Raw genomic sequence first — 25,745 nt, forward strand, 5'->3', positions numbered from 1 at the left:
ATCAGGTATTTTCATACCTGTCGTCACACTAGACTAATGGGGAGATGTAATTGAAAAAACAAATGCAGAAAACCTTTTTAAGGCTATATTTCCTCCATACTGGATACGATTGTTATAAAAAAGGGATATATTAGATACCCGATTAATTTATTTAAGTTTTTTAATATCAGTGTTTTATTTAGCTACCTTTTATACCCTTTGGCATGTGTATATTTTAATCAGGTTACTAAAAACTCAAATATAATTGGAATACTTATAAAGGTTTTATTTTTTAGCGTCCCCATGACCATTGCTGAGTTCCTCTTAGAGAGGAAAACAAACCTAATTAAATATTGCAAGGGCTGGAATTCAATTGTAAGTTTTATAACACTCACACTTACCTTTTTACTTGTAAGAGGATTTATGGCTGCAGTTCGTATGCTTAATAAAGAGGTGGTGCCTGTGTCATCACCCGAATAATCTTGGTTTTACTATACAAATGAAACAAGCATGGCCAGCATCCTATCTATGAGGTTGCTGGCCATTTTCATTAGTTATGGTAAGAGCCACTACATTTGGTTTACCAAGGTAAAACTTGTATGTTCGATTCTAACCAAGTCCCTTGGAGTGACAATTCCAATTGGCTTTTGCTTAAGTTCTCCATGCTCGGTGATTAGAATGGCTTCTAATTTTTCATTCTTGCTGATGCTTTCTTTAAATGCATCTTCTAAGTCGTAAATGGTGTTGCTTTTGCTTAGAAACTTGACGCTATGTTTTTTTTCTAATGGGAGGATGTCACAAACACACACCTCGTCAATGGAAATATAGTGTTTTTTAAGGGAGTTTTGCGAAAGCCATTTTGCAATTCCGCCTTCTGTCACCATTCCAGCAAATTCTTTTTTATTGTAAATAGGGAACTGAGAATAACCCTTTTCATCAATTTTTTGCAGGATTTCCTTTAATGGTGTTTCAGGTGAATAGCTGGTCACAGGCTGAGAGGCAATGCTTAGAGCAGGTGTTGGTTTTAATAGAACCTCACTGATTCTTTCTATTTCTTCAATCACCCAGTCATGTGGCTCTGCTATATAAAAGTCTTTATCCATTTTTTGATGAACAATCGCATTGCGCAGGTTCCCAAATTGTCTTAAATGATCATAATGATTTCGAACGATGGAATGTAACTTTTTTGCCTTAGATAGAACATCTCCATAGGGGGCATGGGGCCTTGGGTCTTTTACCATGTTCCTCAGCTTAACGTGGATGCGATTAAATGCTGCTTCAAAGCGGATAATTTTCTCACTTGTTTGTTGAATGGTATTCATGGCAACCTCCCTTTGCAAGCTTAAGTACCATTAAAAATCCGAATTTATTACTATATATACTATTGAAACATTAATAACGTAAAAATGGAAGTAGGACAGGGGGACAGGCACCTTGTCCATCCATTATCTGACAGAATATATTCTTGTATTCATTGAGTTCTTCTCCAGCAGCTCAGATCCTTCTTTTTTTACAATTTTATATTCTGGTTTAACATTGCCATTCGACTGGGAGTTATTACGCGTCCGGTCTTTTTTATTTTTGCAAAAGACGCTGTGAGATCCCGTTAAATTAATCCTTGACGCAATAATGAAGCGGTAGTACCATTATTCTGACTTATTAATCATATAAGAATAGTAGGGATTCGGGGATATGGTTATAAGTTGAAGGACAAGGGGACAGGCACTCTGTCCAATGTCTAGTTTTTTTTAGAGGGAGTGGTGTTAGCCGAGGAGCCGTTTGGATTGAATGCTTAGAAAAAAGAGAGGGGATAGTTCATATGCTAAGAAGAGAAAGATTGCTGAAGGCCTTTAATAATGAAGAGGTAGATCGACCACCAGTAGGTTTTTGGTTCCATTTTGTTCAAGAGGAGGATTTTAGTAAGGGCTTACAAAATCCAGATTTGCTGAACCAAAATTTAGCGGGGCATCAACAATTTATTGAGGAAATACAGCCGGATTTTGTAAAGATTATGAGTGATGGTTATTTTTTCTATCCTCGTGAGGAGTATAACCATATAGATGAAGCGAAAGATTTAAAAAATATAAAGCCGTTGCCCAAAGATCATGTTTGGTTTAAGGATCAGGTGAAAATAGTAAAAACTGTTATCGGGTACTTGAATGGTACATGCGGATTTTATAATGTGTTTTCACCGGCAAAATCGCTGCAATTGGCTATTTCCGGTGAAAAATTCATAGAGTTTTTTAAAGAAGATAAAGAAGCTGTTTCCTATGCACTTGATGTCATCGCTCAAGATTTAATAAACTTGGTAGAATTAATTATTCAAGAAGCGGGTGCGGATGGGATCTATTTAAGTGTGCAAAATCCTAAAAATGGATCGTTGTCGTACGAGGAATACCGAAACTATATTACGCCAAGCGAAAAATCTGTGCTAGAACATGCGAATAAGCTTTCAGAGAATAATATTCTTCATTGCTGCGGTTATGAAGGAAATAGAAATAATCTGGAAGTTTGGAAGGATTATCAGGCAAAAGCAGTTAACTGGGCCATGCACATCGAAAACGTCAACCTCAAGGAAGGAAAAGAATTTTTTGGAGGCAAGGCAGTGATTGGCGGTTTCGATAACCGCCCAGGGAAGCTCTTGCATGCAGGAACGAAGCAAGAGATAGAAGAGTATACAGAAAAATTAATTGCTCAATCCGGTTCCAAAGGTGTCATCCTCGGTGCTGATTGTACCGTACCAAGCGACATCGACAGGGATCGAATAAGATGGGTCAGAGATAAAGTGGCTTCGATGATGTAAGGACGGGGGGACAGGCACCGTGTCCACCCTTTACCCTTAATTTGGGTGAAGGACAAAGTGCCTGTCCCTGTGTCCTTTTTGTTTGGCCTTCTATACAATAATAGATTTTTGCAATTACTTGTGAATCTATTATTATATAGAAGGTTTTTTTCGTGTTTGGGGAATGGAAGCGGGACGAAGGTCATTACCTGCCTTGTAATTTAAGATAAAACATTCATTTAGCTCCTTTTCCTAACAATTGTGAACTGTTCATGTTATTATCAATTATTTCACTTAGTAACATGATTTAAAAATCATTCATTCACTGGATATTCTATAGATCTGCGACATCTCACTTCCACTTATACTTGTTCCTCTAATTCATGCGCAATATTTAAAAATTTCAGAATTTTGTTGACAATAGAAAATCGGTATGATAAATTTTATATACAAAAGTTTGTTTTTTACAGATAAAAACAATAGAATGCGTCTCAACTGGAAAAAATCAAAGGAAAGGAGAATTGGTAAAAAAGAAGAGAACATAATATCCACCTAATACTGTAACCGTTTACTTTTTGGTTTATAAAATTTGTGAGGGGGAGAAGAATGAAATTCCAAAGGATTTACAAATTAATATTAATAATTGGTTTAATAATGGTTTTTTTAATTGGCTGTAGCGAACAATCTGATAATAAAGTTACTGGGGAATCAAAGGAAGGAGAAAGCAATAAACCATTTGCAGCAGCATTTAGTACAGGAAGCGCGGGTGGATTATACAATATTATCGGTGGTGGAATGACAAAAGTTATTAATGAAAAGTCAGGCTATATAAATCTTAATGCCACAACTCCTTCGTCTGTTAGTCAAGTACCACAAATGGTTAATGATGGTCAGGCTGCTTTTGGTATAGGTATGGCTGATATGATGAAAAGAGCAATGGAAGGAGAAGGAGAATTTGAAACAGCATTTGATAAGTTACAGCCGGTATTAGCAATGTACGATAATGTAATGTCCACTATAGTCTTGAAAGATTCTCCAATCAATAATGTAAAGGAAATTAAAGGGAAAAAAGTAGGGGTTCCTTCGGCTTCAACTCAGAGTGCAGTAATAAAGATTTTTGAGGAAGCTGGAATAAAGGAGAATGACGTTGAGTGGGTTTTCCTATCCTATAATGAACAAGCAGAAGCTATTAAAGATGGAAACATCGATGTAGGAGTTTTTACAGCATATCCTAAGAGTGGTCTTTTAGAAGAATTGGCATCAACCAAAGGCATAAAATTTTTACAGGTAGATCAAGATGTGAGAAACAGTTTCGATGAGAAATATCCATTATGGTCGACAAATAAAATTCCTGGAGGTACATACCCAGGCATTGATGAAGATAATTTCTTCTACACGGTATATACGGTACTTTATACAAACAAAGATGTACCAGAAAATGTTGTATATGATGTTACCAAATTAATTTTAGAGAACAATCCTGAGATTTCAACAATTCACCCTGCAGGAAAGGATATAACTCCTGAAAAAACAAAAGAATATATTGATAGAAAAATTATTGATCCAAATTTATTTCATCCGGGAGCTAAAAAGTATTTTGAGGAAAAGGGGATAATTCAGTAAATTTAGATTCAAGTGATTTGGTAATAGGGGATATAACCTAGTCTACCTATTACCAAATCCTTGGGTAAAGAATGAGGTGATCACTTGTTATCAGAAAAAAAATTTCAAACGACAATTACTGTAATTGCTGTATTGTGGTCGTGTTTTCAACTGTTTACCGCATATAACGGGGTCCTCCCAGCTTTACAACAACGGTCCATTCACTTAATGTTCGCCTTATTAGTCTTATTTATGATCTATCCGTTTTCTAATAATGAATTACTCAAAAATAAATTTACACTTGGAAAATTGTTTTTTTGTTTAATTAGCGCATGGGCAATTAGCTATATTGCTATAAACCACGTTGAATTGTGGACACAAACTAGTGGAATAACAACTTATCAAACGATTATTGGCTTTATAGTCCTTTTCCTTGTTTTGGAGTCAACACGTAGAGTGACGGGATGGGCACTTCCAATAATTTCAATATGTTTCTTAATTTATTCATATTTTGGAAACCTTTTTCCTGGATTGCTCCAGCACAAAGGGTATAGTCTTGTGGAAATTATTCGTTACCAAGCAATGGGGTTAGAGGGGATTTTTGGGGTTGCACTGGGGGTAGCATCTACCTTTGTCTTTTTATTTATTTTTTATGCAGCAGTCCTCCAAGTATCTGGAGGGGGAGAAATATTTATTGATTTGGCCAAAGGATTGGTAGGAAAAGTGCGTGGTGGCCCCGCTAAAATAGCAATATTAGCTAGTTGTATGTTTGGCTCAATTTCGGGCAGTGCAGTAGCTAATGTTGCGGGAACTGGTGCATTTACTATTCCTTTAATGAAAAGAACTGGGTATTCAGCAAGATTCGCAGGGGCGGTTGAGGCTGTAGCCTCATCGGGCGGCCAACTAATGCCGCCAATTATGGGTTCAGCGGCCTTCCTTATTGCTGAAGTATTGCAAATACCGTTTTGGGAAGTGGCAATTGCTGCATTTGTTCCTGCTATATTATATTATGCGGCTGTATTTTTTATGGTTGATTTGGAGGCAGCAAAAAACGGAATTAGGGGCTTAAGTTCAAGCGAAATTCCAAGTAAAAGAGAAACTTTAGCTAAAGGATGGCATTTATTATTATCTCCATTGGTACTAGTATATTTATTATTATTTTTACAATGGTCCCCAATGAAATCAGCCTTTTTTGCCATTTTAGTAACTGTGTTATCTACTTTTATTAATCCGAAAAATAGACTTACATTAAAGAAAATCGTTGAGTGTATGAGGATTGGGTCAATAGGTGCTATTGAAACTACTGCTGCATGTGCATGTGTAGGTATTGTTGTTGGCGTCATAATGCAAACGGGAATGGGTTTTAAATTATCATCAGTACTAGTTTCAGTCGCAGATGGAAATTTATTATTATTATTGTTACTCACTATGATTGTTTCGCTTATTCTTGGAATGGGTTTACCTACTGTTGCGGCATATCTCGTTTTAGGGGTTATGGTTGCACCTACATTAATTAGTATTGGTGTTAATCCATTAGCTGCACATTTGTTCATCTTTTATTTCGGTATCATCTCAGCAATCACTCCTCCAGTTGCGTTGGCATCCTTAGTTGCAGCCGGAATTTCCGGTGACAAACCATTCGGAACAAGCCTTGTTTCATTACGCCTTGGTCTCTCAGCCTTTATTTTGCCATTCATGTTTGTTTACGGTCCGACTTTACTTTTGCAAGGTGAGGTTATTGATATTGTTGTTAGCATCGTTACAGCTTTAATTGGTATCTATGCACTCTCAATAGGCTTACAAAGATACTTTATCCGTAATTTAAATATAGTGGAAAGTTTCCTCTTTGCAGGCGTATCCTTACTACTCATTCATCCTGGTTTTATAACAGACTTAATAGGAATAGTGATTTTAATGATCTTATTTTCAATAGTTAAATTAACTAAGAAAAAAAGTGCAGAGAATAAAGTTATCGAGAAAATAGAGGCATAATTCATAAAATTGACATTTTAATCATTTTGATGTTATTTTATATATAAAAATATATTTTTTATATATAAAAGAAAAGGTGAAACTAAATGAAAAATGAAAAGTATGTAGTGCCGGCTATTGATAACGCAGCAAAGATAATTGAATACCTAGCAAGAGAAGTTCCACAAGGGAAATCCCTGTCGGAAATCTCTGATGCCTCTGGGTTAAATCCCAGTACATGCTTTAGACTATTACACGCCTTACAGAAATATAACGTTGTCTCATATCATGAAAGTGATAAAACGTTTACACTAGGATTTTATTTAAAAATTCTAGGCCAAAAAGTGGGTGGATCTATTAATTTAGAAAAAGCTCAGCGTTTTCTTGAAAAAGCTTCTTTAACAACAAAACAAACATGCGTTCTTTCTCAAAGATTTAGTGAAGATAAAGTTATCTATATAGCTAAACAAGAAAGCAACAATGACTTTAGAATTAATGTGAACTTAGGCCAAACTCGAAATATTCACACAACATCAACAGGTAAATGCTTTTTAGCTTATTTAGATGAGGAAGAGGTGAAAAAAATTATTGATTACATGGGAGGTGTTAAAAAGCTAACAAAGTACTCGGTGAAGAACGAGACGGAATTATGGGAGCAAATAAAAAGAATACAAGAATTCGGATACTCTATATCAGAGCAAGAAACAATAATAGGTGTTTGTGGAGTCGCAGCTCCGGTATTTGATAATAAAAACCACATTCGCTTTGTTCTGTCTGTCCATTGTTTTTGTTCCCAGGTAAATAAGGACCTGCTTCATTCTTATGGGAAAACTTTGAAAGATATTGCTAGTCAGATGTCATCAAGTATATTTCCAACAGATTAAAAAAATATGTGATGGGAGATGTTTAGAACGTGAAAGAATACACTTTTGATGAATTGTCCCTAGGGCAAAGATTCCGAACTCAGTTTGATCTTAAAGAATCTATAGCTAAAGATTTTTTAAAGTCCTTAAATATTGAAAATATTGAAGGCCAACCTTTACCAGTGGCAGTTTTTTCAACTCTTACTCCAATTTATAAAGCTATCGGAGCTAGGTTTCCTCAAGGAACCATTCATTTAAAACAGAAAATGGAGCATTATGGTAATCCATATATAGGAGATATATTCGATATTGAGGTACTCATAGCTAGTAAATATGAAAAAAAGGGAAGACAATATTTAGTATTTGAAACTTCTTTTATAAAAGATAACAAATTAATTTGTAAGCAGGAGTCCACTCAATTGATGGCTTTTGCATAAAAGATAGGAGGAAGGAAACATGATAGTTAAAGAGCACCTTAGTAATAAATTTATTATTGAACAAGATAAACTTAATCTCTTTTCAGAAGCAAGTGGTGGTATAGGGAAAATCCATACTGACCCAGACTATGCAAGTCAAACTGCATTTGGAGGAACTTTAGTTCATGGGATATTACTAGTTGCCTTGATTGAAAAGGAACTAGAATCAAAGATTGATGGATGGGCAGAAAAGGGGCGCTTAGAGGTAACCTTTATTAAACCCGTATTGTCTGGTAAAGAATTTTTTATAAAATTGGAAAGAAACCAGGATACTGACATTATAGTTACAGTTTTGTGTGAAGAGGAAGTAGTTTCTACTGGCAAAGCCATGCTTTCGGAAGCTTTGGCGGAAAAAAATAAATAGGAGGCCTATAAATGCAAACAATTAATGAAATAAATGGGCTTCAACCTTTGTTAGAACCCCAAAATATTGCAATTATTGGAGCTTCAAATGACCCAAATAAAATTGGTGGAAGACCCATCGATTATCTGAAAAAGTACGGCTATAAAGGAGACATCTTTCCGATAAACCCTAAATACTCTAGTATTCAGTCTATTACCTGTTATCCTTCCATACTGCAGGTTCAAAAGGAAATTGATTTGGCTATAATTGCTGTTCCGGGTAGTATGGTCATTGATACCTTGCATATGTGCGGAGAAAAAAAGGTAAAATCAGCTGTTATTTTCAGTTCAGGTTTTGCTGAGATTGGAGAGGAAGGGAGAAAGGCTCAAGAACAGATAAAGCAAATCGCTAAAACTTATAAAATGAGGATTATGGGGCCGAATTGTCAAGGCGTAGGAAACTTTAAGACTGGAAGCATTGCAACATTTACTACGTCTTTGGCCGACGGTAAGAAAATTGCAGGATCAGGAGCTATTATAAGTCAAAGTGGGGCAGTAGCTGCAATGTTATATAACATTTTAAAACAGTACGGCAGAGGTGTTAAATATTGGATTGGTACAGGTAATGAGGCTGACATAAATGTTTCAGAATTAATTAACTACATGATTGATGACCCTGAAGTGAATGTTCTGCAAGTATATATAGAAGATGTCAAAGATAGTGTTTCGTTAATAAAAGCAGCAGAGAAGTCAAAAAAGATGAAAAAACCAATTTTAGCCTTAAAATCAGGAAGAACTTTGGAAGGAAGCAAAGCAGCTAGTTCACATACAGGGGCCTTGGCTTCGGAGGATATAGTATTTGATGCTGTATTTAGTAATTATGGTATTGTACGTGTAGATAGCGTGGTTGAGTTAGGATTATTTTCCCAGGTGTTTGAATTAAGAAAAGTGCCAAAAGGAAAAAAAGTAGCTATCATATCAAACTCAGGAGGACTAGGGGTGATGATGATTGATAAGTGTAAAGAAATGGGGTTAGATTTAGCTTCCTTTTCAAACACTACAATTCAAAAATTATCAGAAGTCCTACCTGTTTTTGTGACACCTCAAAATCCAATAGATGTTGCAACACAGTTACTCAATGATAAGGATTTACTAGAAAAAATTATGACTGTTTTAAAAGATGACCAAAATGTTGATATTATTCTTATTGGTTTAGGTATTATTGGTCAGGGTTATGATGTTCCTAAAATGATTGAGCATGTTTCTGCAGCACAAAAAGATAGTGACGCGATTATTGCTTTAACAGGAGTGGGCTGCCAAAAAGAAATCCTAGAAACCTTTAGCAGAAGAGGGGTTCCGTCTTTTGAAGATCCGAATTTATGTATAAAGGCTGTAGCAAGCTATGTAAAATATCATAAAGATCTGCAAAACGAATTTGATAATGATTCTTTCGAACCTTTAGTTAGTAGTAATATGATTCAATTGGATAGAAAAGGATATTTAAATGAATTTGAAAGTAAAGCACTCTTAAAACAGTGGAATTTACCAACAACCCGTGAAATTTTGTGTACATCAGCTGAGGAAGCTAAACAAGCAGCCGAAACAATAGGATTCCCAATTGTAATGAAAGTATCATCAAAAGATATTCAGCATAAAACTGAAATCGGTGGAATTATGCTAAATATCCAAAATGAAGAACAAATTAAAGAAGCATTTAATAAGATTATGTCGAACGCAACACAACATGTTAATGAGGAAAAAATAGACGGAATATTAGTACAAGAAATGATTTTGGATAAAGGGTTTGAAATTTCACTTGGAGTTAAAAGAGATAGGGTATTTGGTCCAATTATTATGATTGCTTCAGGTGGAATCTACATTGAGGTTCTTAAGGATTTTAAATTATTAGTGCCTCCTTTAAACTATTCAAAAGTAAAAGATGCTGTCAATTCACTAGTTATGGCTCCACTATTAAAAGGAGCAAGGGGGAAAAAACCTCTTGATTTACCAGCATTATACGAAACCATTATTTCATTCTCAAAATTTGTAACACAGATAGAGTCAATCGAAGAAGTAGATTTGAATCCTGTTATTGTGTTAGAGGAGGGAAAAGGTGTAAGGATTGTAGATTCAATTATTAAATTTAAAGAATAATTGTGAGGTGTATATACTTGGAACTATCAAATTTACTGGTAAATGACCAAGAAGGTATTCGGACCATTACACTTAATCGCCCAAATGCACTGAATGCAATAAATTACGATGTACTAGATGAATTTGAAATGGTTATTTCTGATAGTAAAAATAATGACAATGTACGAGTGATTGTTATAAATGGGAATGGAAAGGCATTTTGTGCAGGTGATGATTTAAAGGGAATGGGTACAATCAGAACACCTCTACCTGAGGATTCACCCTTAAAGCGTTCAGAATTGGGCTATACACGTATTATTTTAGAATTAAGAAATATTAATAAACCAGTTATTGCTCAGGTGCACGGCTTTGCTTTAGGTGCTGGGTGTGATCTTGCTCTTTCATGCGATATGATTATTGCTGCGAAGGATACAAAATTTGGGCTAGTGTTTGCTAAAAGAGGGTTATTAGGTGGCACAGCGCTATTACCTCAAATGGTAGGATACCAAAAAGCTTGTGAAATTTTATTTACTGGTGATATGTTCTCAGCTGAAGAGGCTCATAAAATGGGGATTGTTAACTATGTAACAAACATAGAGGATCTTGACAAGGCTGTAAGGGATTGGGCAGTTCGATTTTCGAAGGCTGCTACCGGACAATTAGGTATGATGAAAAAGGCAATTAACCAAAGTATTGGTTCTTCTTTAGAGAGATCAATAGATTATCAGCGATATATTACAGCTATAATGTACAATACTTTTGACCATGATGAGGGCAAAAAGGCCTTTATTGAGAAACGGGAACCAAGCTTTATAGGTAAATAAAAATATTGAACCATTATGGAAGGAGATACCTAATTGTGAAAGCTGAAGATATTCGGAATATAGCTGTTATTGGTGCTGGAGAAATGGGCCACGGAATTGCACAAGCAGCTTTAATGGCAGGTATTCCAGTAAATCTCTATGATACAAAAGAGGAGTATCTTGATAGAGGTGTTCAACGAATTTACAACAGCTTAGATAAATTTTTGATGAAAAACAAAATAACTAATCAAACCTATGAATTTTGTAAAACTTCTCTAAATCCTACAACAAACTTAGAAAATGCAGTAAGAAATGTACAGTTTGTAATTGAAGCTGTGCCTGAAGTTTTTGAAATAAAAAAAGATGTATTTAAAAAACTAGCAAAAAGTACCTCATCAAATACGATTTTAGCTTCTAATACTTCTAATATGAGTATTTCAGAAATTGCTAAGGAGATTGAGTTTTCTAACAGAATAGTAGGTGTACATTTTTTTAATCCCGTTGTATTAATGAAACTGGTTGAGGTAATAAGGGGAGAACAGTCTTCAGACGAAGCCATGGAGATTTCCTATGACTTATGTAAAAGATTGGATAAAGTTCCGGTTCGTGTGGAAAAAGATTCTCCTGGGTTTATTGTTAACAGAATAAATGCCCCTGCACGAGTTTACCTAGGTTCAATTGTTGATAATGGATATTCAACTCCGGAGGAAATAGACTCCTATTTCAAAAAACAGGGCGATCCTATGGGGCCTTTTGAATTAATTGATTATGTTGGAGCAGACACAGTTTATTATTCCTCAATTTATCGGGCAGATCATCTTCATCCAGATTTTGGACCTTTTAAGAGCCTTGAAGAAAAAATAAAAAACGGAGAATTGGGTAAAAAAACTGGCAAAGGATTTTATGATTGGTCACAGGGTAGACCAACAATAGATTTGACTAAAAATACAGATCAAATAGACAGGTATGATATCCAATATATTAAGTTAAATGAAGGCTGTAAATTAATAGAAGAAGGTATAGCCACAGCAAAAGATATTGATACTGCTATGGTTTTAGGGACATCTGATAAAAAAGGGCCATTCGAAACATGTAAAGACTTTGACGCTGATATAATTATTAATCGATTAAATCATTTGGCTGATAAATATAATAAAGAAATATTTAGACCAACAAAGCTTTTAGAAAATAATTTTAAATCCATTATAAATGTAACATGATATTTTAGCAAGCTGATTTCTTTATATAGGGGAGGAAAAAGTATTGAATTATAATAATATCCTACTAGAGATTAAAGATAATATTGGCATAATAAGTATAAATAGACCAGAAGTACGGAATGCTCTTGACCTTGATACGGTAAATGAAATTAAACAAGCTCTTGAAGAGTTAGGGAAAATAACTGATGTAAAAGTTGTCATTTTTACCGGTTCGGGGGAAAAGTCTTTTGCCGCAGGCGCTGATATTGCTGCATTAAGGGATAGGGACTTCCTTGAAATATTGGAGCCGGGTATGTCCGGATTATACTATCAAATCGAAAATTACGAAAAGCCTACTATTGCTGCTATAAATGGGTATGCTCTTGGAGGCGGCTGTGAATTAGCAATGGCATGTGATATACGAATAGCTTCAGAGAACGCTAAAATGGGATTGCCAGAACTAAATTTAGCAATTATCCCTGGTGCCGGAGGAACACAGAGATTATCAAGATTAGTAGGCAAAGGAAAAGCAAAGGAATTAATATTTACAGGGGATATATTAACAGCTGAATGTGCCGAAAAAATTGGATTAGTCAATAAGGTTGTTCCACCAAGTCAATTATTAGATTCAGCTATTGAAATGGCTATGAAAATAACAAAAAAGGGCCCACTATCCTTAAGGTTAGCGAAGGTAGCTATTAATGTGGGAGCCGACACCAATATGGAAACTGCTCTAGTTTTAGAAAAATTTGCACAAAGCATACTTTTCACAACTCAAGATAAATATGAAGGTGCCTCAGCATTTTTGGAGAAAAGGAAACCTGTCTTTAAAGGTAGATAATCATGTATTTATAAATACTGTATTTTCATCTAGTCAATCCCAAATGGTTATGTAGTATTAGGATTGGCTGAGTTTTTCTATGTTGAATTTATCCCTTACCTCTCTCCTATGAATAACTTGATACCTATTAAACAGGAGTTGTTTTCATGAAAGAACAGTTTAAAGCGTTAATAGTAAACAAGACTGATAATAGCTTTTCCGTTAATATTCAAAATCTCTCACTAAATGACCTTCCGAATGAGGGCGTATTGATAAAAGTTGAGTATTCTGGGATTAATTATAAAGATGGACTAACAAGTATTCCTGATGGGAAAATAGTGAAATCATATCCCTTTATTCCAGGAATTGATTTAGCAGGAACTGTGGTTTCTTCTGATGATTCCCGTTACAAGGAAGGGGATCCAGTGATTGCGACAAGCTATGAAATTGGGGTTTCACATTTTGGTGGATACAGTGAATATGCACGTATCCCTGGGGATTGGATTGTTCCTTTACCAGCTGGAATGACCTTAAAAGAAGCTATGATTTTTGGTACAGCTGGCTTTACAGCAGCTCTTTCAATAGATAGCTTGGAAGAACACGGTTTAGCTCCAGACAAAGGCAAGGTACTTGTTACGGGTGCAACTGGTGGAGTAGGAAGCATGGCTGTTTCGATGCTTGCAAAAAAAGGGTATTTTGTTGTCGCTAGTACCGGAAAACGTGAACAACATGATTATTTATATCAATTAGGTGCAAATGAGATTATTTCACGTGAAGATGTAAATAACGGGAAAATAAGAGCGTTGGATAAACAGCTGTGGGCCGGAGCCATAGACCCTGTTGGCGGTGAAACCCTTGCAGCAATCTTAAGTAAAATAAGTTACAACGGTTCTGTTGCAGTTAGTGGGTTAACGGGCGGGACCAGTGTTCCTGCCACTGTATTTCCATTCATTTTACGAGGTATTAATTTACTTGGTATTGACTCTGTCTATTGTCCAATGGAAACCCGTAAGAATATTTGGAGTCGAATGGCAACTGACTTAAAACCAGCCAACCTTTCAGATACAGTTCAATCGGAAATTACACTTGAAGAACTCCCAGAGTATTTACCACGAATTTTAAAAGGACAATCAAAAGGCCGGGTTATAGTACGAATTTAAAAAATATTAAAAGGCTGTGTGAATAAAGCACAGTCTTTTTGCAAAGCCGCCAATTATGAGCTGGGTGATTTTTAGTAAGGTAAGCGGCGCTCTTGAAGGGAGAAGTACCCAACCATTTCTGATATGATAAGCTTTTATCTATAAGGACGGGGGGACAGGCACCGTGTCCATCCTTTACCCTTTATTTGGGTGAAGGACAAAGTGCCTGTCCCTGTGTCCTTAAATTAACCGCCCATTAAACTTGGCAGAAATGTTATGATCCATGGGAATGCGATAAATAGTGCGATCATCACTAGATCTACAAAAATAAATGGCATACATCCCTGTACTATTTCTTTATAGTCACTATTTTCTTGGGTTCCTTTAATAATAAAAAGGCTTATTCCAAAGGGCGGGGTGACTAGGGCTACTTCTGCTAAGAATACAAGCAGAACACCAAACCATACTAAATCAAAACCTAATGCCTCTATAGCTGGCAGAATAATCGGTAACGTGAGAAACATTGCCGCCAGCATATCAATGAACATTCCCAAAATGAGATACATGATGACTATTCCAATTAATATAATTATTGGGGGTACTGGGAGTTCTGTTAAGAAGGTTGAAATGTGTGTAGGTAAGCGAGTAATTCCTAGAAAGTTCCCGAAAAGGAATGCACTGGCTACAATGAAAAATACCATACTTGTAGTTTTGACCGTCTCTATAATAGAGTCTCTTAGCGCCGCCCTAGTTAACTTTTTCTGAAAAAGCAGCATGAGAAAAGCTACAAAAGCGCCAACTGCTCCGGCTTCTGTTGGTGTAAATATCCCAGTATAAATGCCCACGATAATAATGATTCCAAGAAATAGAAACCCTTTAAGCCCGTTTAACGAGGATATTCTTTCCCCCCATGAGGCTCTCTTAACCGGTTGTGCAAGTGATGGATTTATTTTTACTCGAATGTAAACCATCATCATATAGGCCAATGCTGTTAAAACACCTGGTAATATTCCTCCAATTAATAGTGCGCCAACTGGCTGTTCAGCAATGATTGCATACATGACCATCATGATACTTGGCGGGATCATTTGAGCAAGTGGCCCCGCGGATGCCACTACTCCATAGGCAAGTTTTCGGTCCACTCCTCCCTTAACCATTTCGGGGATGGTAACTCTCGCTAAAGTAGCAGTTGAAGCAATTCCAGAACCTGAAACTGCTCCGAATCCTGCACCGCCAGCAATCGTTGCCAGTGCCAATCCTCCTGGAATATGTCCGATTCCTTTTCTTGCAGCTGAAAACAGGTTGGTGATCATTCCTGTATGGAATGCAAAATACCCCATGATTAAAAAGAGAGGAACAACGCTAAAGCTGTAAGAAGCAATTGTAGAATAAAAAGTCATTCCCGTAATACTCATCGCCTGACTAAGGCCGCTAATCAACCAATAGCCAATAAACCCAACAAAAGCCAAAACATATGCAATTGGTATTTTTAAAAACAACAGGATTAATAGCCCGATTACTCCTATAGATCCAATTAACTCCGGTGAGAGTTCCATCTTTACACCACCTTCTTTGTTGGTTCAATTTCTTCTTTCGGACTTACTAAATGTAAATTTAAAATTTTACTGATGATATCAACAATTAAACGGAACCATAAAACAAAAGCCCCTATTGGGATTACACTTTTTGAAGGCCATAATGGATATTGGATAATCCCCATACTATAATCACCTGAAACGAAGGATCGCCATGCTTCTACTCCTGTCTGGTAAACAATAATGCTTACGATAAATATGGCAATGATATAGCCAATTATATCCAGTAACTTAAGTAGTTTTGGTGACATCCACTTCGTACCAATATCAATCTGGATATGACCTTTAACTCCTTGAACATAGGAAATACCAAAGAATACTACCCCTATAAATAAGAATTGGATTAATTCAAAGCCGCCTTTTAAGGGGCTATTAAATACATATCGCAGTAGAACATCAATAGAAATTAATGTCATCATAAATAGAATGATAGCTCCGGATATCCAGACCAAGACTAGTTCTAACTTTCTTAATCCTGCATCCGTTTTCATAATAAAATTTTTCAATTTAGAATCACCCCTTTGTTGACCACTAGATAATTTTGAAGTGAACACTTTAACTTCAGTAATAAAGTGTTCACTTCTTTATGACAGACCTTCGTTAAAATTTCAGCATGATTACTTATTTATAAGGGTTTTCTTGTTCAAATTTGTTTATGCTTTCGGTAAATGCATCAAATACCTTTTGTCCAGGAAGGCCTTTAGACTCTGCATCCTTCACCCATTCAGACCATATTTCATTCCTAGCAATTTCTTTTAATTTGTTTAAATCCTCTTCGCTAGCTTCTGTAATGGTAGCGCCTGCATCGATGAATTTTTGTAATGCTTCCTCATCTCCCTGAATCTGATAGATTTCATGGAATTTATTTGGATGAACCTCTGTTCCAATTTCCATGATCTTATCCTGAAGATCTTTTGGAATTGAATTCCATGTGTTTATGTTAAAGCCGATAATTCCGGCGGAACCCCCAACAGGAAGCTTCCAAACATACTTTGCAGACTGTTCCAAGCCGTATGTTGCTGCAGATGTTACACCATAAAATACTGCGTCAACGGTGCCGCGTTCCATTGCTTCAAAGGATTCGGTAATTGGAATTCCTACAGGGGCAGCCCCTAAATGCTGGGCTAGAACACCTAACTGGCCAGTAGCTATGACTTTTAATCCTTTTACATCTTCTAGACTATTAACGGGTTTATTAGAAATAATGTAATAAGTTGGTGTGGCGTATTGACTGACGAATTTTACATTTTGACCTTCTAATTCTTTTTGGAGTTCAGGAACTGTGTGGTATATTTCATTGTAAGCTTTTGAACCAACCCAAGAATCAGCCCATAGAGCAGGATTAGAGGAGACAGTTGCTAATGGTATTTTACCTGGTGTATAGGTAGGAACAAACATGGAAATATCAGCAATTCCAGTTGATAGAGCATTTAATTGGTCCGCTGCTTTTGCTAAGGTTTCAGAATAATATCTTTCAAATTTTATTTGACCATCACTAATCTTTTCCACTTCATCTAAAAAGGCATCAAAGCCTCGAGATAAATGGGCTTTTGGCGGGGATTGAATACTTGATTTTAATGTGATTGTCTTAGTTTCAGCTTTGTTTTGGTCACTTGTTTCACTTGGTTTACTTTGCTCATTTTGAGTACTTGTTTGTTCATTGCTGCTGGAACATCCAACCAGCATGAATATACCAACTAGAATAATTGATAGCGCAGACATCCATTTTTTCATCGCTATTCCTCCTTAAAAGGTTTTTATTTTTTAGTGAAAACTTGGTTTTTCAGTACTCCTAAATGTTCTATTTCTAATTCGATGATGTCTCCGTCTTTTAGTTGTTTGCCCAATTCTAATCCACAGCCATTTCCTACGGTGCCGGAGCCAAATATATCCCCGGCTGATATATTTTCATCCTGGGAGGCGTAGGCAATCATATCGGTGAACTTACGATACATGGAATTGGAGTTGCCATCAGACCATAGCTCCCCGTTTATTTTTGCTGTCATTCTTAAATGATAGGGATCAGGCAGTTCATCCTTTGTGATGATATATGGCCCGAAAGCCGTTGCAAAGTCCTTGCCTTTGGCTGGCCCAAGTCCGCCTTCAGTCTCTTTAAATTGCATATCACGGGCACTGAAGTCATTCATAATTGTGTATCCGAAAATATGATCCTCAGCTTCTTCTTTACTAATATTCTTTCCGCTTTTTCCGATGATACAGGCCATTTCTAACTCGTAATCCATGAAATTAGAATAAGAAGGCCATTCAATCGCATCTTCCGGTCCTACAATGGAAGATACATTTCCTTTGTAATAAATCGGTATTTCATACCAAACAGAAGGAACTTCCTTTCCCCGGCGGGCTCTTGCATTTTTTAAATGTAATTCAAATGATAAGAAGTCTCTTAAACTATAAGATTTTTCAATTGGGGATAATAACCGCACGTCCTCCTCTAGAAAAGTTGTTTTTTCCCCTAATACATTGGTTTCACCCTCTTCTTTAATAAATTGTAATGCGTTGTGAGCTGCCTCCATGGAGAGGGGGCCGTTTTCGATGAATTCCAGCATTTTTCCAGGCAGCAGGGTATCGGCCAGGCGATAGGCACCTTCTTTCGAACTTAAAGTCCTTGCGTATAAATAAGCCCGAAAGCTCGCGGCAAGGTCAACCACTATATTTTTTTGCAAAACACCAATACGTGGTGGTATACCTAAACATTTTGGAATAAATCGAACTAGTTTCATTTCTTCTCCCCCTAAAATATTTGATTACAGTGATAATATATGATGGCTAAAAATATATATTAACTGGGAAGTATATTATTTTTAAATTTTCGTTACTTAGGTAGTAGGAGTGAGGAAATGGCAAGGTCTACAAAAACAGATAGGGTTTATGCTCAGCTGGCTGATGAGATTATAGAAGGGGGGATAAAACCAGGAACAAAACTGATCATTTCCCATTTGGCAAAGCAATTCGAAGTTAGTGAGATTCCGATTAGGGAGGCGATACAGCGGCTAGCTCAAGACGGATTAGTCATACTCAAGGCTAATTCTGGTTCGGTTGTTAGCAGTTTATCAAGAGAGGATATCCTAAATATTTCCGAAATAAGAATTAATTTAGAAGGCTTAGCAACAAAGCTGGCAATTGATAATTTATCAAATAATCATTTTAAAGAACTAAGGAACATACTAAATAGTTCAATAGCTTGTTATAAAGAGGGGAATCAGCATGAATATCCCTATTGGAATCGCTTGTTTCACGAATCCATTTATCAGCATTCTAATAATGCCAGACTGATCACAATGATTAGTGATTTATGGAATCTTTCGAAAAGATATCCCAATATGTTTGTTGACAAAGAGAGTATGAAGCTTTCTATAAAAGAACATGAACAAATTTTGGAAGCGCTTATGTCTGGTGATTCGGATTTGGCTGAAAAGCTAATGATCCAGCATAAAAAGCGGGGCTTTCAGCAAGTCATTGAATTAGCCAAAGAGTTAAATGAAGATAAGATGGGGATAGAGGAGGAAGAAATGATATGAACGCTAAAATTATTGATTTAAGTGTGCCGTTAGATTCAAGAACACAGGACCCTACGCCACCAGACATTAAGTATTCAAACCATGATCAAACAGTGGAACGTGCGGCTCAACTGTTTGGAATTTCTCCGAGTGAATGGCCAGAACAAAGGGCATGGGCAACTGAAACGGTGACCCTTACGACACATACGGGAACCCATGTAGATGCCCCCTACCATTATTGGGATAAAACCGGTGAGAATAAATCTAAAACGATTGATGAGTGTCCATTAGAATGGTTTTATGGACCAGGTGTTCTATTAAATTTCACATGGAAAAAAGCGGGGGAACAAATCTCAAAAGAGGATATCATCAACGAGTTAAATAGAATTGGTCATGTCCTATCTCCTGGTGAAATTGTTCTTATTCGCACTGACTGTGATAAGAAAATTTTTGAACCAGGATATGGGGATATCCATCCCGGAGCTAGTGCAGAAGCAACACGCTATCTCATTGAACAGGGGATAAAGGTTATGGGAACTGATGGTTACGGTTGGGACGTCCCTTTTAAAGTATCTGCACAAATGTATAAAGAAACCGGAGACCCTAGTATCATCTGGGAGTCCCACTATGTAGGAAAGAAACTTGAATATTGCCAAATTGAAAAGCTGGCAAATCTTGATCAGCTTCCTAATCCAACAGGATTTAAGGTCATTACTTTCCCGATTAAGATTGCTGGTGCAAGTGGAGGCTGGGCTCGTACCGTGGCTATTATTGAATAGTCTGTTAAATATTTTTTAAATGAGGCGGTTACATGGATATAATCGGGAAACGTACATTACCGGAGTTGTTGCTCGAATTAACGGCTGAACATCCTGAGAAGCACTTGTTATTTTTCGAAGATATTAACGAACATTTAACTTCATACACCTATTCTGAATTTACTGCTAAAGTGATTCAAATGGGTATTGTTTTTAAAGAAAAGGGTGTGGGGAAGGGGGATGCCGTTACACTTCATCTAACGAATGGTCCGGAGTTTTTAATAGCGTGGTTTGCCCTTTCCTATATAGGAGCCATTATGGTACCCACGAACCCGCAATCACCTGAAAAAGAAATGGAATATATCATAGAGCATTCCAACTCGGTTTTGGTGGTAACCGAAGAAATTCATCTTAGAAAGTTTCAAAGCATCAGACCAAACCTTTCAAAGCTTCGAGACATCCTGTTAGTCCATTGCCAGTCCAAAGAAAATGAAGAAATAAATCTAGAAAAATTGATGGCACAGGTAAATTCACATATCCCTTTTGAAAAAATGGATGGAGAAGACGTCGCAGCCATGTTGTATACCTCCGGAACCACTTCTCTTCCCAAAGCTTGTATGATTACCCATGCAAATTATTTATTTGCAGGTGAAGTAATGTCCAAGTCTATTAGATTGTCACCTGAGGATAGACAATTTATTTCTCTTCCATTGTTTCATGGGAATGCACAATATTACTCAACCATGTCGGCTCTAACAGTTGGCGGGAGTATTGCGTTGGTTGAACGATTTAGTGCATCAAGATATTTCAAACAAGCCAAACGTTTAGACGCTACAGTAGGCTCCCTATTTGCAGCACCGCTTCGCATGATTTTGGCAAAGGAATACGATCCGCTGGATAGGGAGAATCCATTACGTTTAATCATGTTCGCACAAACGTTAACGAAAGACCAGGTGTCCCTATTAGAGGATAGATATAAAACAAAACTGATACAACTGTATGGAATGACGGAAACCATAGGAACTCCTTTGATCAATCCGATCGATGGAAAAAGGAAAAATCAAGGGATTGGAAAACCTGCCTTAGGATATGAAGTTAAGGTTATAGATGAATATGGAATCGAAGTATTACCTGGACAAACGGGGCAATTGATTGTTAAAGGAATTCCTGGGCGTACCATCATGAAGGGTTATTTCCAAAATGAAAAAGCCACGAATGAAACCATTAAAGATGGATGGCTTTTTACAGGAGATAATGTGTCTTTTGATGAAGAGGGATATTTTTTCTTTGAGGACCGATTAAAAGATATGATTAAGCGTTCCGGAGAGAATGTAGCAACACGAGAGGTCGAAGATACGATAAAGGAGCACACTGGAGTTTTTGATTGTGCAGTCATCGGTGTCCCAGATGAATTACGGGATGAAGCCATAAAAGCATTTGTGATTCGAAAAGAGAGCCATCAGCACATTACCCAAAATGACATAATCACATTTTGCGAAGAAAGGCTTTCCAAATTTAAAGTCCCACAATTCATTGAATTTGTCCCAGACTTCCCGCGTACCTCAGTGGGAAAAATCCAAAAACATAAACTTCGTAAATAGCATGGACGGGGGGACAGGCACCGTGTCCATCCTTTCCCCTCTATTTGGGTGAAGGACAAAGTGCCTGTCCCTGTGTCCTTTTTGCAATTACTTGTAAATCTATTATTATATAGAAGGTTTTTTTCGTGTTTGGTGAATGGAAGCGGGATGAGGTCGTTACCTGCCTTGTAATTTCTGATATGATTAGTTTATATCATAAATTTTTGGAGGAAGAAGTATGGTTGGTGTAAAATCGATCATCATCGACGGGGAAACGATCTACACATTTAAAAGTGCCATCTATATTTTTGAATCCCCTTCCGGAAGCACTTTGGAAGTGGATATGATTGTAAGCGAGGTTACGTTAAAAAAATATAGAGATCGGGAAAGTCTGATAGCAGAGATAGAGTTGGGGGATGGAAGAGTTATTAATTCCTTTATGTTTCTAAAATCGGTGCCGGGAAAGCTGCCCCGGATTACTTTATTTTGTGAGCTGGATGAGGAAGAAAGCTATGAGGGCATCCATTGTGTAAGTGAAGATAATCTATCATTTCCGGATATTGAAGAGGGCATTACATTAGAGGATATCAGGAAAGTAGAAATGCCTAATGAAAAAATTACACTTAAATTAAACTTGCCCATTGACCAGGTGGAATGGCTGAAGGAGCAGAAAAGCAAAGACTTAAATTTGCTTTTTAAGGAGATTTTAGGAAGGTATCTTAATTAATGGCTTAAATACGGGGGCGGTTCGAGGTTTTAAAACTGGGGAAACGTCTCCGTGTATTAGCGGGCCCTGGGAGCATTTAATTTTTATCCAGAGAATAAGTTGAATTCCTTTGTAAAACTTTTTCAATGAAAAAAAAAGGGAAAGAACACCCCTCCACATAAGCACTTAATCCCTTAAGCCATTTTCTTGCCAAAACCTATTTTACGAGTTTGATAAATATCCTAATCTAGTCTCCGAAGGAAAACATAGTTTTCAGAATACATTTTATATTTTACAATTTTCTGAATTCTACATTGACAAGCTATGAAATATTCAATTATAATTGGTTAAAATCGTACATAAAGCTCTTTTTGTATAATTATAGTATGAAGATACTAAAATACTTTAGTTTATTCGGTAATAAGCAGTCAAACAGATTCGATTTTACTGTTGAGTTAATTGATAACTATTGAAAAAGGTGAATGGACATTAAGTGAGATTTTTAATGAAAATTGATGTCCAAGCCCACCGTCTACAGCCTTCTATCTTCCTAAAAGTATAACAATTGTTAAGAAAAATAGGCACTCACAACAAGACGTAAGATACGTTAAAACTATTTTATTTCTATACGTGGTGTATATTTTCTCCTCCATGATTAGATAACAAGTGAAAAAACACCTTCCAACTGAGATGAAGTCAATTCATTAAAACCACTATTTTTTATAGCCAAAATTTATAGAGATTAAATAAGCAATATTGTTTCGCTTACCTTTTAATAAGTTCCTTAAACTTCCAAAAACGTGTTGAGGGTAGACTTATCTCTAAGGCGCTATAACTTCTTCAGTATGATCTTTGATAGATGAGAACATGCCCTTTATGTCAAAGAAGTTTCCCCAATACTTTATTGAGAAATCTTGAATTTGGGTTTTTTAGTGCATTTCGCGAGCATTTCTTTTCTGCCAAAGTATTCACTTATAAACGATTTCAAAAAACTATGGCAGAATTTTTTTCTGTTTATTTTCTAAGGGATTGAGTTCTAGAAATATATAGGTACAAATATTCCCTATAGAAGATAAGTTTAATAAAGGCTTGGTCTGCTTATAAATTATTACACATTACAAAGGAGGGGTGAAGATAAACCTATGATGCCGAAAGAATTCATAATATTTAGATAATAAACCATTTTAAGTTCAAGGAGGGTAAAAATGGAAAAGATAAGCTATGGCTTAGAACTTGAAAATGTTACAAAGTTTTATAAAGACTTTAAAGCCTTAAAAAGTATTAACCTTAAGGTTGTAAAAGGGGAATTTTTAACAATCTTAGGACCAAGCGGTTCCGGGAAAACAACTCTATTAAAACTTATAGCAGGCTTTGAAAAGTTAAGTAATGGAAATATTCAAATAGATAATCAAAATGTTTCCAGAAAGAAGCCAAATGAAAGAAATATTGGGATGCTATTTCAGAATTACGCCCTTTTCCCACATATGACTGTGTTCAATAATATCGCCTACCCCTTAAAAAATAGGAAAATTAAAAAGGAACAAATCAATCATCAAGTAGATCAAATATTAGAATTAGTTGATTTGAAGGGATATAGGGATAGATTCCCCAAGCAACTATCGGGTGGACAACAACAAAGGGTAGCGTTAGCAAGGGCTATTGTTTTTAATCCTCCTTTTTTGCTATTAGACGAACCACTATCAGCACTCGATAAAAATTTAAGAAAACAAATGCAACAAGAGATGATAAGAATACATAGGTATGTGGGAGCGACAACGATTGCTGTCACACATGATCAAGAAGAAGCGCTCACAATGTCTAGCAGAATTTGTGTCATGAAGGACGGTGAAATTGTACAGATTGATACACCAACAAATTTATATCGGTACCCAAATAGCCTATTTGTCGCCTCATTTCTAGGTGAAAACAACATATTTGAAGGCCACCTCTTAGAAATGGATACTAATATATCTCGTGTAAGGATAGGTGATAACCATATTATTGGGGCAAAAGCAACTGAGTTTTCATTGGAACAATATAGAAGAGAAAAAAAGAACGAAGTATTTGTTGCTGTCCGTCCAGAAAATATTAAGTTATCTGGAGGAGATAATCAATTAGATTCACTAATAAATGTTGAGGTAATTGAAAAGGTATATCTTGGGGAAGCAATCAAAATTAAGGCGGACTTCCAGGGGTTAGAATTAAACATAAAGTTGTCAGTTGCTGAAGGAGAATCCCTGTCACTTGGAGACAAGATCACGGTAGGTTGGAGTACAGATGATGCCATCCTAATATATGAAAAAAATAATAAGAGTACGGGGGATGAATTGTGAGAAAAAAAAGTTTAGTAATTATGTTGATATTTATGTTGTTGTTGGTTACTGCATGTAGCGGAAATAAAGAAACAAGTTCACAATCGGGTGGGGATACTAAGGCAGAAAAAAAGGAGCAATTGGTTATTGTTGATTGGGGTGGTGAGGGAATAAAAAATCGTTTAAAAGCCTACATAGAACCTTTTGAAAAAGAATATGGAGTAGATGTAGTAACGGAATCACCTACTGATTATGGGAAATTAAAAGCAATGGTTGAAAGTGGTAATGTTGAATGGGATGTTGTTGCAGCAGAAACTGAATTTGTGGATCGGGGAGCAGCAGAGGGCCTTTTAGAGAAAATTGATTATAACGTGGTTGATAAAAGTAATATGGAACCATGGTTAGCCCATGAATATGGCGTTGGTGCAGAGATTTATTCAGTATCGATTGCCTACAATAAAGATATGATGCCAAACGGAGAGCATCCAGAAACCTGGGCTGAATTTTGGGATACAGAAAAATATCCTGGTAAACGCACAATGTGGAATTATCCAGTCGGGTTGCTGGAAATTGCCTTACTTGCAGATGGGGTAAAGAAGGACGAAATTTATCCTATTGATATAGACCGGGCATTTAATAGTTTAGATAAGATTAAGGATAACATAATTTGGTGGTCAGCTGGTGAAGAAGCGATACAGTTACTTGCGAGTGGTGAGGTTCCCCTTGGTAATGCTTGGAATGGCAGAGTAGTTGTAGCAAAAGAAGATGGGGCTCCGATTGATATTGAATATAAGGAAAGTATTGTTGTTGGAGACTCCTGGGTAATTCCAAAAGGAACCAAGAACAAGGAATTAGCTATGAAATTCCTTGATTTTGTAACAAGTGCTGAATCTATTGCGAATTGGGCGACTTTAATGCCTTATTTACCAATTAATCCAAAAGCAAAGGACTTAATTGAGGATAAAGACGCGCTAAAAGAGATTGAAAATTTTGAAAGTCAGTCTGACTCCCAATTAACAGTTGATACCGGTTGGTGGTTTGAGAATTTTGATAAAGTAAATGAAAGATTTCAACAGTGGCTAATTAAATAAAAATTGCCGATTGGCAGGGATAGATATTTTCTATCCCCTTGTCCAATTAGGCATATATATTCATGAAGAATTAATA

General features: G+C 36.4%; 23 protein-coding genes. 18 read left to right on the forward strand and 5 right to left on the reverse strand.

What is annotated here, in order from left to right; all coding sequences use genetic code 11:
* Positions 1-96: 96 nt before the first annotated feature.
* Positions 97-459 (forward strand): CBO0543 family protein, encoded by a 363-nt coding sequence (locus AC1Q59_RS11920; protein ID WP_492366097.1) that lies wholly within the window; start codon positions 97-99, stop codon positions 457-459.
* An 89-nt stretch (positions 460-548) separates the two neighbouring features.
* Here the strand turns inward: AC1Q59_RS11920 and AC1Q59_RS11925 are convergent, their stop codons facing one another.
* Complete coding sequence (locus tag AC1Q59_RS11925) at positions 549-1,301, reverse strand: CBS domain-containing protein (protein WP_492366036.1); 753 nt, start codon at positions 1,299-1,301, stop codon at positions 549-551.
* Between the two features lie 497 nt (positions 1,302-1,798).
* On the opposite strand from AC1Q59_RS11925, the gene AC1Q59_RS11930 reads away from it, so the two are divergent.
* From AC1Q59_RS11930 to AC1Q59_RS11980, 11 genes are all read left to right on the forward strand, one after another.
* Positions 1,799-2,782, forward strand: coding sequence for a uroporphyrinogen decarboxylase family protein (locus tag AC1Q59_RS11930; protein WP_492366037.1), 984 nt, complete (start codon positions 1,799-1,801; stop codon positions 2,780-2,782).
* Between the two features lie 585 nt (positions 2,783-3,367).
* Positions 3,368-4,384 carry a TAXI family TRAP transporter solute-binding subunit gene (locus tag AC1Q59_RS11935; protein ID WP_492366038.1) on the forward strand — a complete coding sequence of 339 codons (1,017 nt, stop codon included), beginning with the start codon at positions 3,368-3,370 and terminating at the stop codon, positions 4,382-4,384.
* A gap of 84 nt (positions 4,385-4,468) precedes the next feature.
* Positions 4,469-6,355 (forward strand): TRAP transporter permease, encoded by a 1,887-nt coding sequence (locus tag AC1Q59_RS11940; protein WP_492366039.1) that lies wholly within the window; start codon positions 4,469-4,471, stop codon positions 6,353-6,355.
* Positions 6,356-6,441: 86 nt separating this feature from the next.
* Positions 6,442-7,218 (forward strand): IclR family transcriptional regulator, encoded by a 777-nt coding sequence (locus AC1Q59_RS11945; RefSeq protein ID WP_492366040.1) that lies wholly within the window; start codon positions 6,442-6,444, stop codon positions 7,216-7,218.
* Between the two features lie 29 nt (positions 7,219-7,247).
* Positions 7,248-7,634 (forward strand): hotdog family protein, encoded by a 387-nt coding sequence (locus tag AC1Q59_RS11950; protein WP_492366041.1) that lies wholly within the window; start codon positions 7,248-7,250, stop codon positions 7,632-7,634.
* A 19-nt stretch (positions 7,635-7,653) separates the two neighbouring features.
* Positions 7,654-8,037, forward strand: coding sequence for a MaoC family dehydratase (locus AC1Q59_RS11955; protein WP_492366042.1), 384 nt, complete (start codon positions 7,654-7,656; stop codon positions 8,035-8,037).
* 11 nt (positions 8,038-8,048) lie between these two features.
* Positions 8,049-10,169 carry an acetate--CoA ligase family protein gene (locus AC1Q59_RS11960; protein ID WP_492366043.1) on the forward strand — a complete coding sequence of 707 codons (2,121 nt, stop codon included), beginning with the start codon at positions 8,049-8,051 and terminating at the stop codon, positions 10,167-10,169.
* A gap of 17 nt (positions 10,170-10,186) precedes the next feature.
* Positions 10,187-10,972, forward strand: a complete 786-nt coding sequence (locus AC1Q59_RS11965) for an enoyl-CoA hydratase/isomerase family protein (protein ID WP_492366044.1) — start codon at positions 10,187-10,189, stop codon at positions 10,970-10,972.
* A gap of 35 nt (positions 10,973-11,007) precedes the next feature.
* Positions 11,008-12,171, forward strand: a complete 1,164-nt coding sequence (locus AC1Q59_RS11970) for a 3-hydroxyacyl-CoA dehydrogenase (protein WP_492366045.1) — start codon at positions 11,008-11,010, stop codon at positions 12,169-12,171.
* 43 nt (positions 12,172-12,214) lie between these two features.
* Complete coding sequence (locus tag AC1Q59_RS11975) at positions 12,215-12,991, forward strand: enoyl-CoA hydratase/isomerase family protein (protein WP_492366046.1); 777 nt, start codon at positions 12,215-12,217, stop codon at positions 12,989-12,991.
* Between the two features lie 146 nt (positions 12,992-13,137).
* Complete coding sequence (locus AC1Q59_RS11980; RefSeq protein ID WP_492366047.1) at positions 13,138-14,130, forward strand: NADPH:quinone oxidoreductase family protein; 993 nt, start codon at positions 13,138-13,140, stop codon at positions 14,128-14,130.
* Between the two features lie 224 nt (positions 14,131-14,354).
* Here AC1Q59_RS11980 and AC1Q59_RS11985 read toward each other — a convergent pair whose 3' ends face one another.
* From AC1Q59_RS11985 to AC1Q59_RS12000, 4 genes are all read right to left on the reverse strand, one after another.
* Positions 14,355-15,665, reverse strand: coding sequence for a TRAP transporter large permease (locus tag AC1Q59_RS11985; protein WP_492366048.1), 1,311 nt, complete (start codon positions 15,663-15,665; stop codon positions 14,355-14,357).
* Between the two features lie 2 nt (positions 15,666-15,667).
* On the reverse strand, positions 15,668-16,210 hold the full coding sequence (locus tag AC1Q59_RS11990) for a TRAP transporter small permease (RefSeq protein ID WP_492366049.1): 543 nt from the start codon (positions 16,208-16,210) through the stop codon (positions 15,668-15,670).
* Positions 16,211-16,325: 115 nt separating this feature from the next.
* A complete protein-coding gene (locus AC1Q59_RS11995; protein WP_492366050.1) occupies positions 16,326-17,438 on the reverse strand; it encodes a C4-dicarboxylate TRAP transporter substrate-binding protein in 1,113 nt (370 codons plus the stop codon).
* Positions 17,439-17,461: 23 nt separating this feature from the next.
* Entirely contained in the window at positions 17,462-18,445 is a 984-nt protein-coding gene (locus tag AC1Q59_RS12000; protein ID WP_492366051.1) for a fumarylacetoacetate hydrolase family protein, read from the reverse strand.
* A 117-nt stretch (positions 18,446-18,562) separates the two neighbouring features.
* Between AC1Q59_RS12000 and AC1Q59_RS12005 the strand changes: the two genes are divergently transcribed.
* From AC1Q59_RS12005 to AC1Q59_RS12030, 6 genes are all read left to right on the forward strand, one after another.
* A complete protein-coding gene (locus AC1Q59_RS12005; RefSeq protein WP_492366052.1) occupies positions 18,563-19,243 on the forward strand; it encodes a GntR family transcriptional regulator in 681 nt (226 codons plus the stop codon).
* Positions 19,240-20,001 (forward strand): cyclase family protein, encoded by a 762-nt coding sequence (locus AC1Q59_RS12010; RefSeq protein ID WP_492366053.1) that lies wholly within the window; start codon positions 19,240-19,242, stop codon positions 19,999-20,001. Before AC1Q59_RS12005 ends, AC1Q59_RS12010 begins: the two co-directional genes overlap by 4 nt.
* Positions 20,002-20,033: 32 nt before the next feature.
* Positions 20,034-21,581, forward strand: coding sequence for an AMP-binding protein (locus AC1Q59_RS12015; protein WP_492366054.1), 1,548 nt, complete (start codon positions 20,034-20,036; stop codon positions 21,579-21,581).
* A 217-nt stretch (positions 21,582-21,798) separates the two neighbouring features.
* Complete coding sequence (locus AC1Q59_RS12020) at positions 21,799-22,287, forward strand: hypothetical protein (RefSeq protein WP_492366055.1); 489 nt, start codon at positions 21,799-21,801, stop codon at positions 22,285-22,287.
* Positions 22,288-23,471: 1,184 nt separating this feature from the next.
* Positions 23,472-24,599 (forward strand): ABC transporter ATP-binding protein, encoded by a 1,128-nt coding sequence (locus AC1Q59_RS12025; protein WP_492366056.1) that lies wholly within the window; start codon positions 23,472-23,474, stop codon positions 24,597-24,599.
* Positions 24,596-25,669, forward strand: a complete 1,074-nt coding sequence (locus AC1Q59_RS12030; protein ID WP_492366057.1) for an ABC transporter substrate-binding protein — start codon at positions 24,596-24,598, stop codon at positions 25,667-25,669. The genes AC1Q59_RS12025 and AC1Q59_RS12030 overlap by 4 nt, the downstream gene beginning before the upstream one ends.
* Positions 25,670-25,745: the final 76 nt, after the last annotated feature.

The sequence above is a fragment of the Cytobacillus sp. MT66 genome (assembly GCF_058792595.1).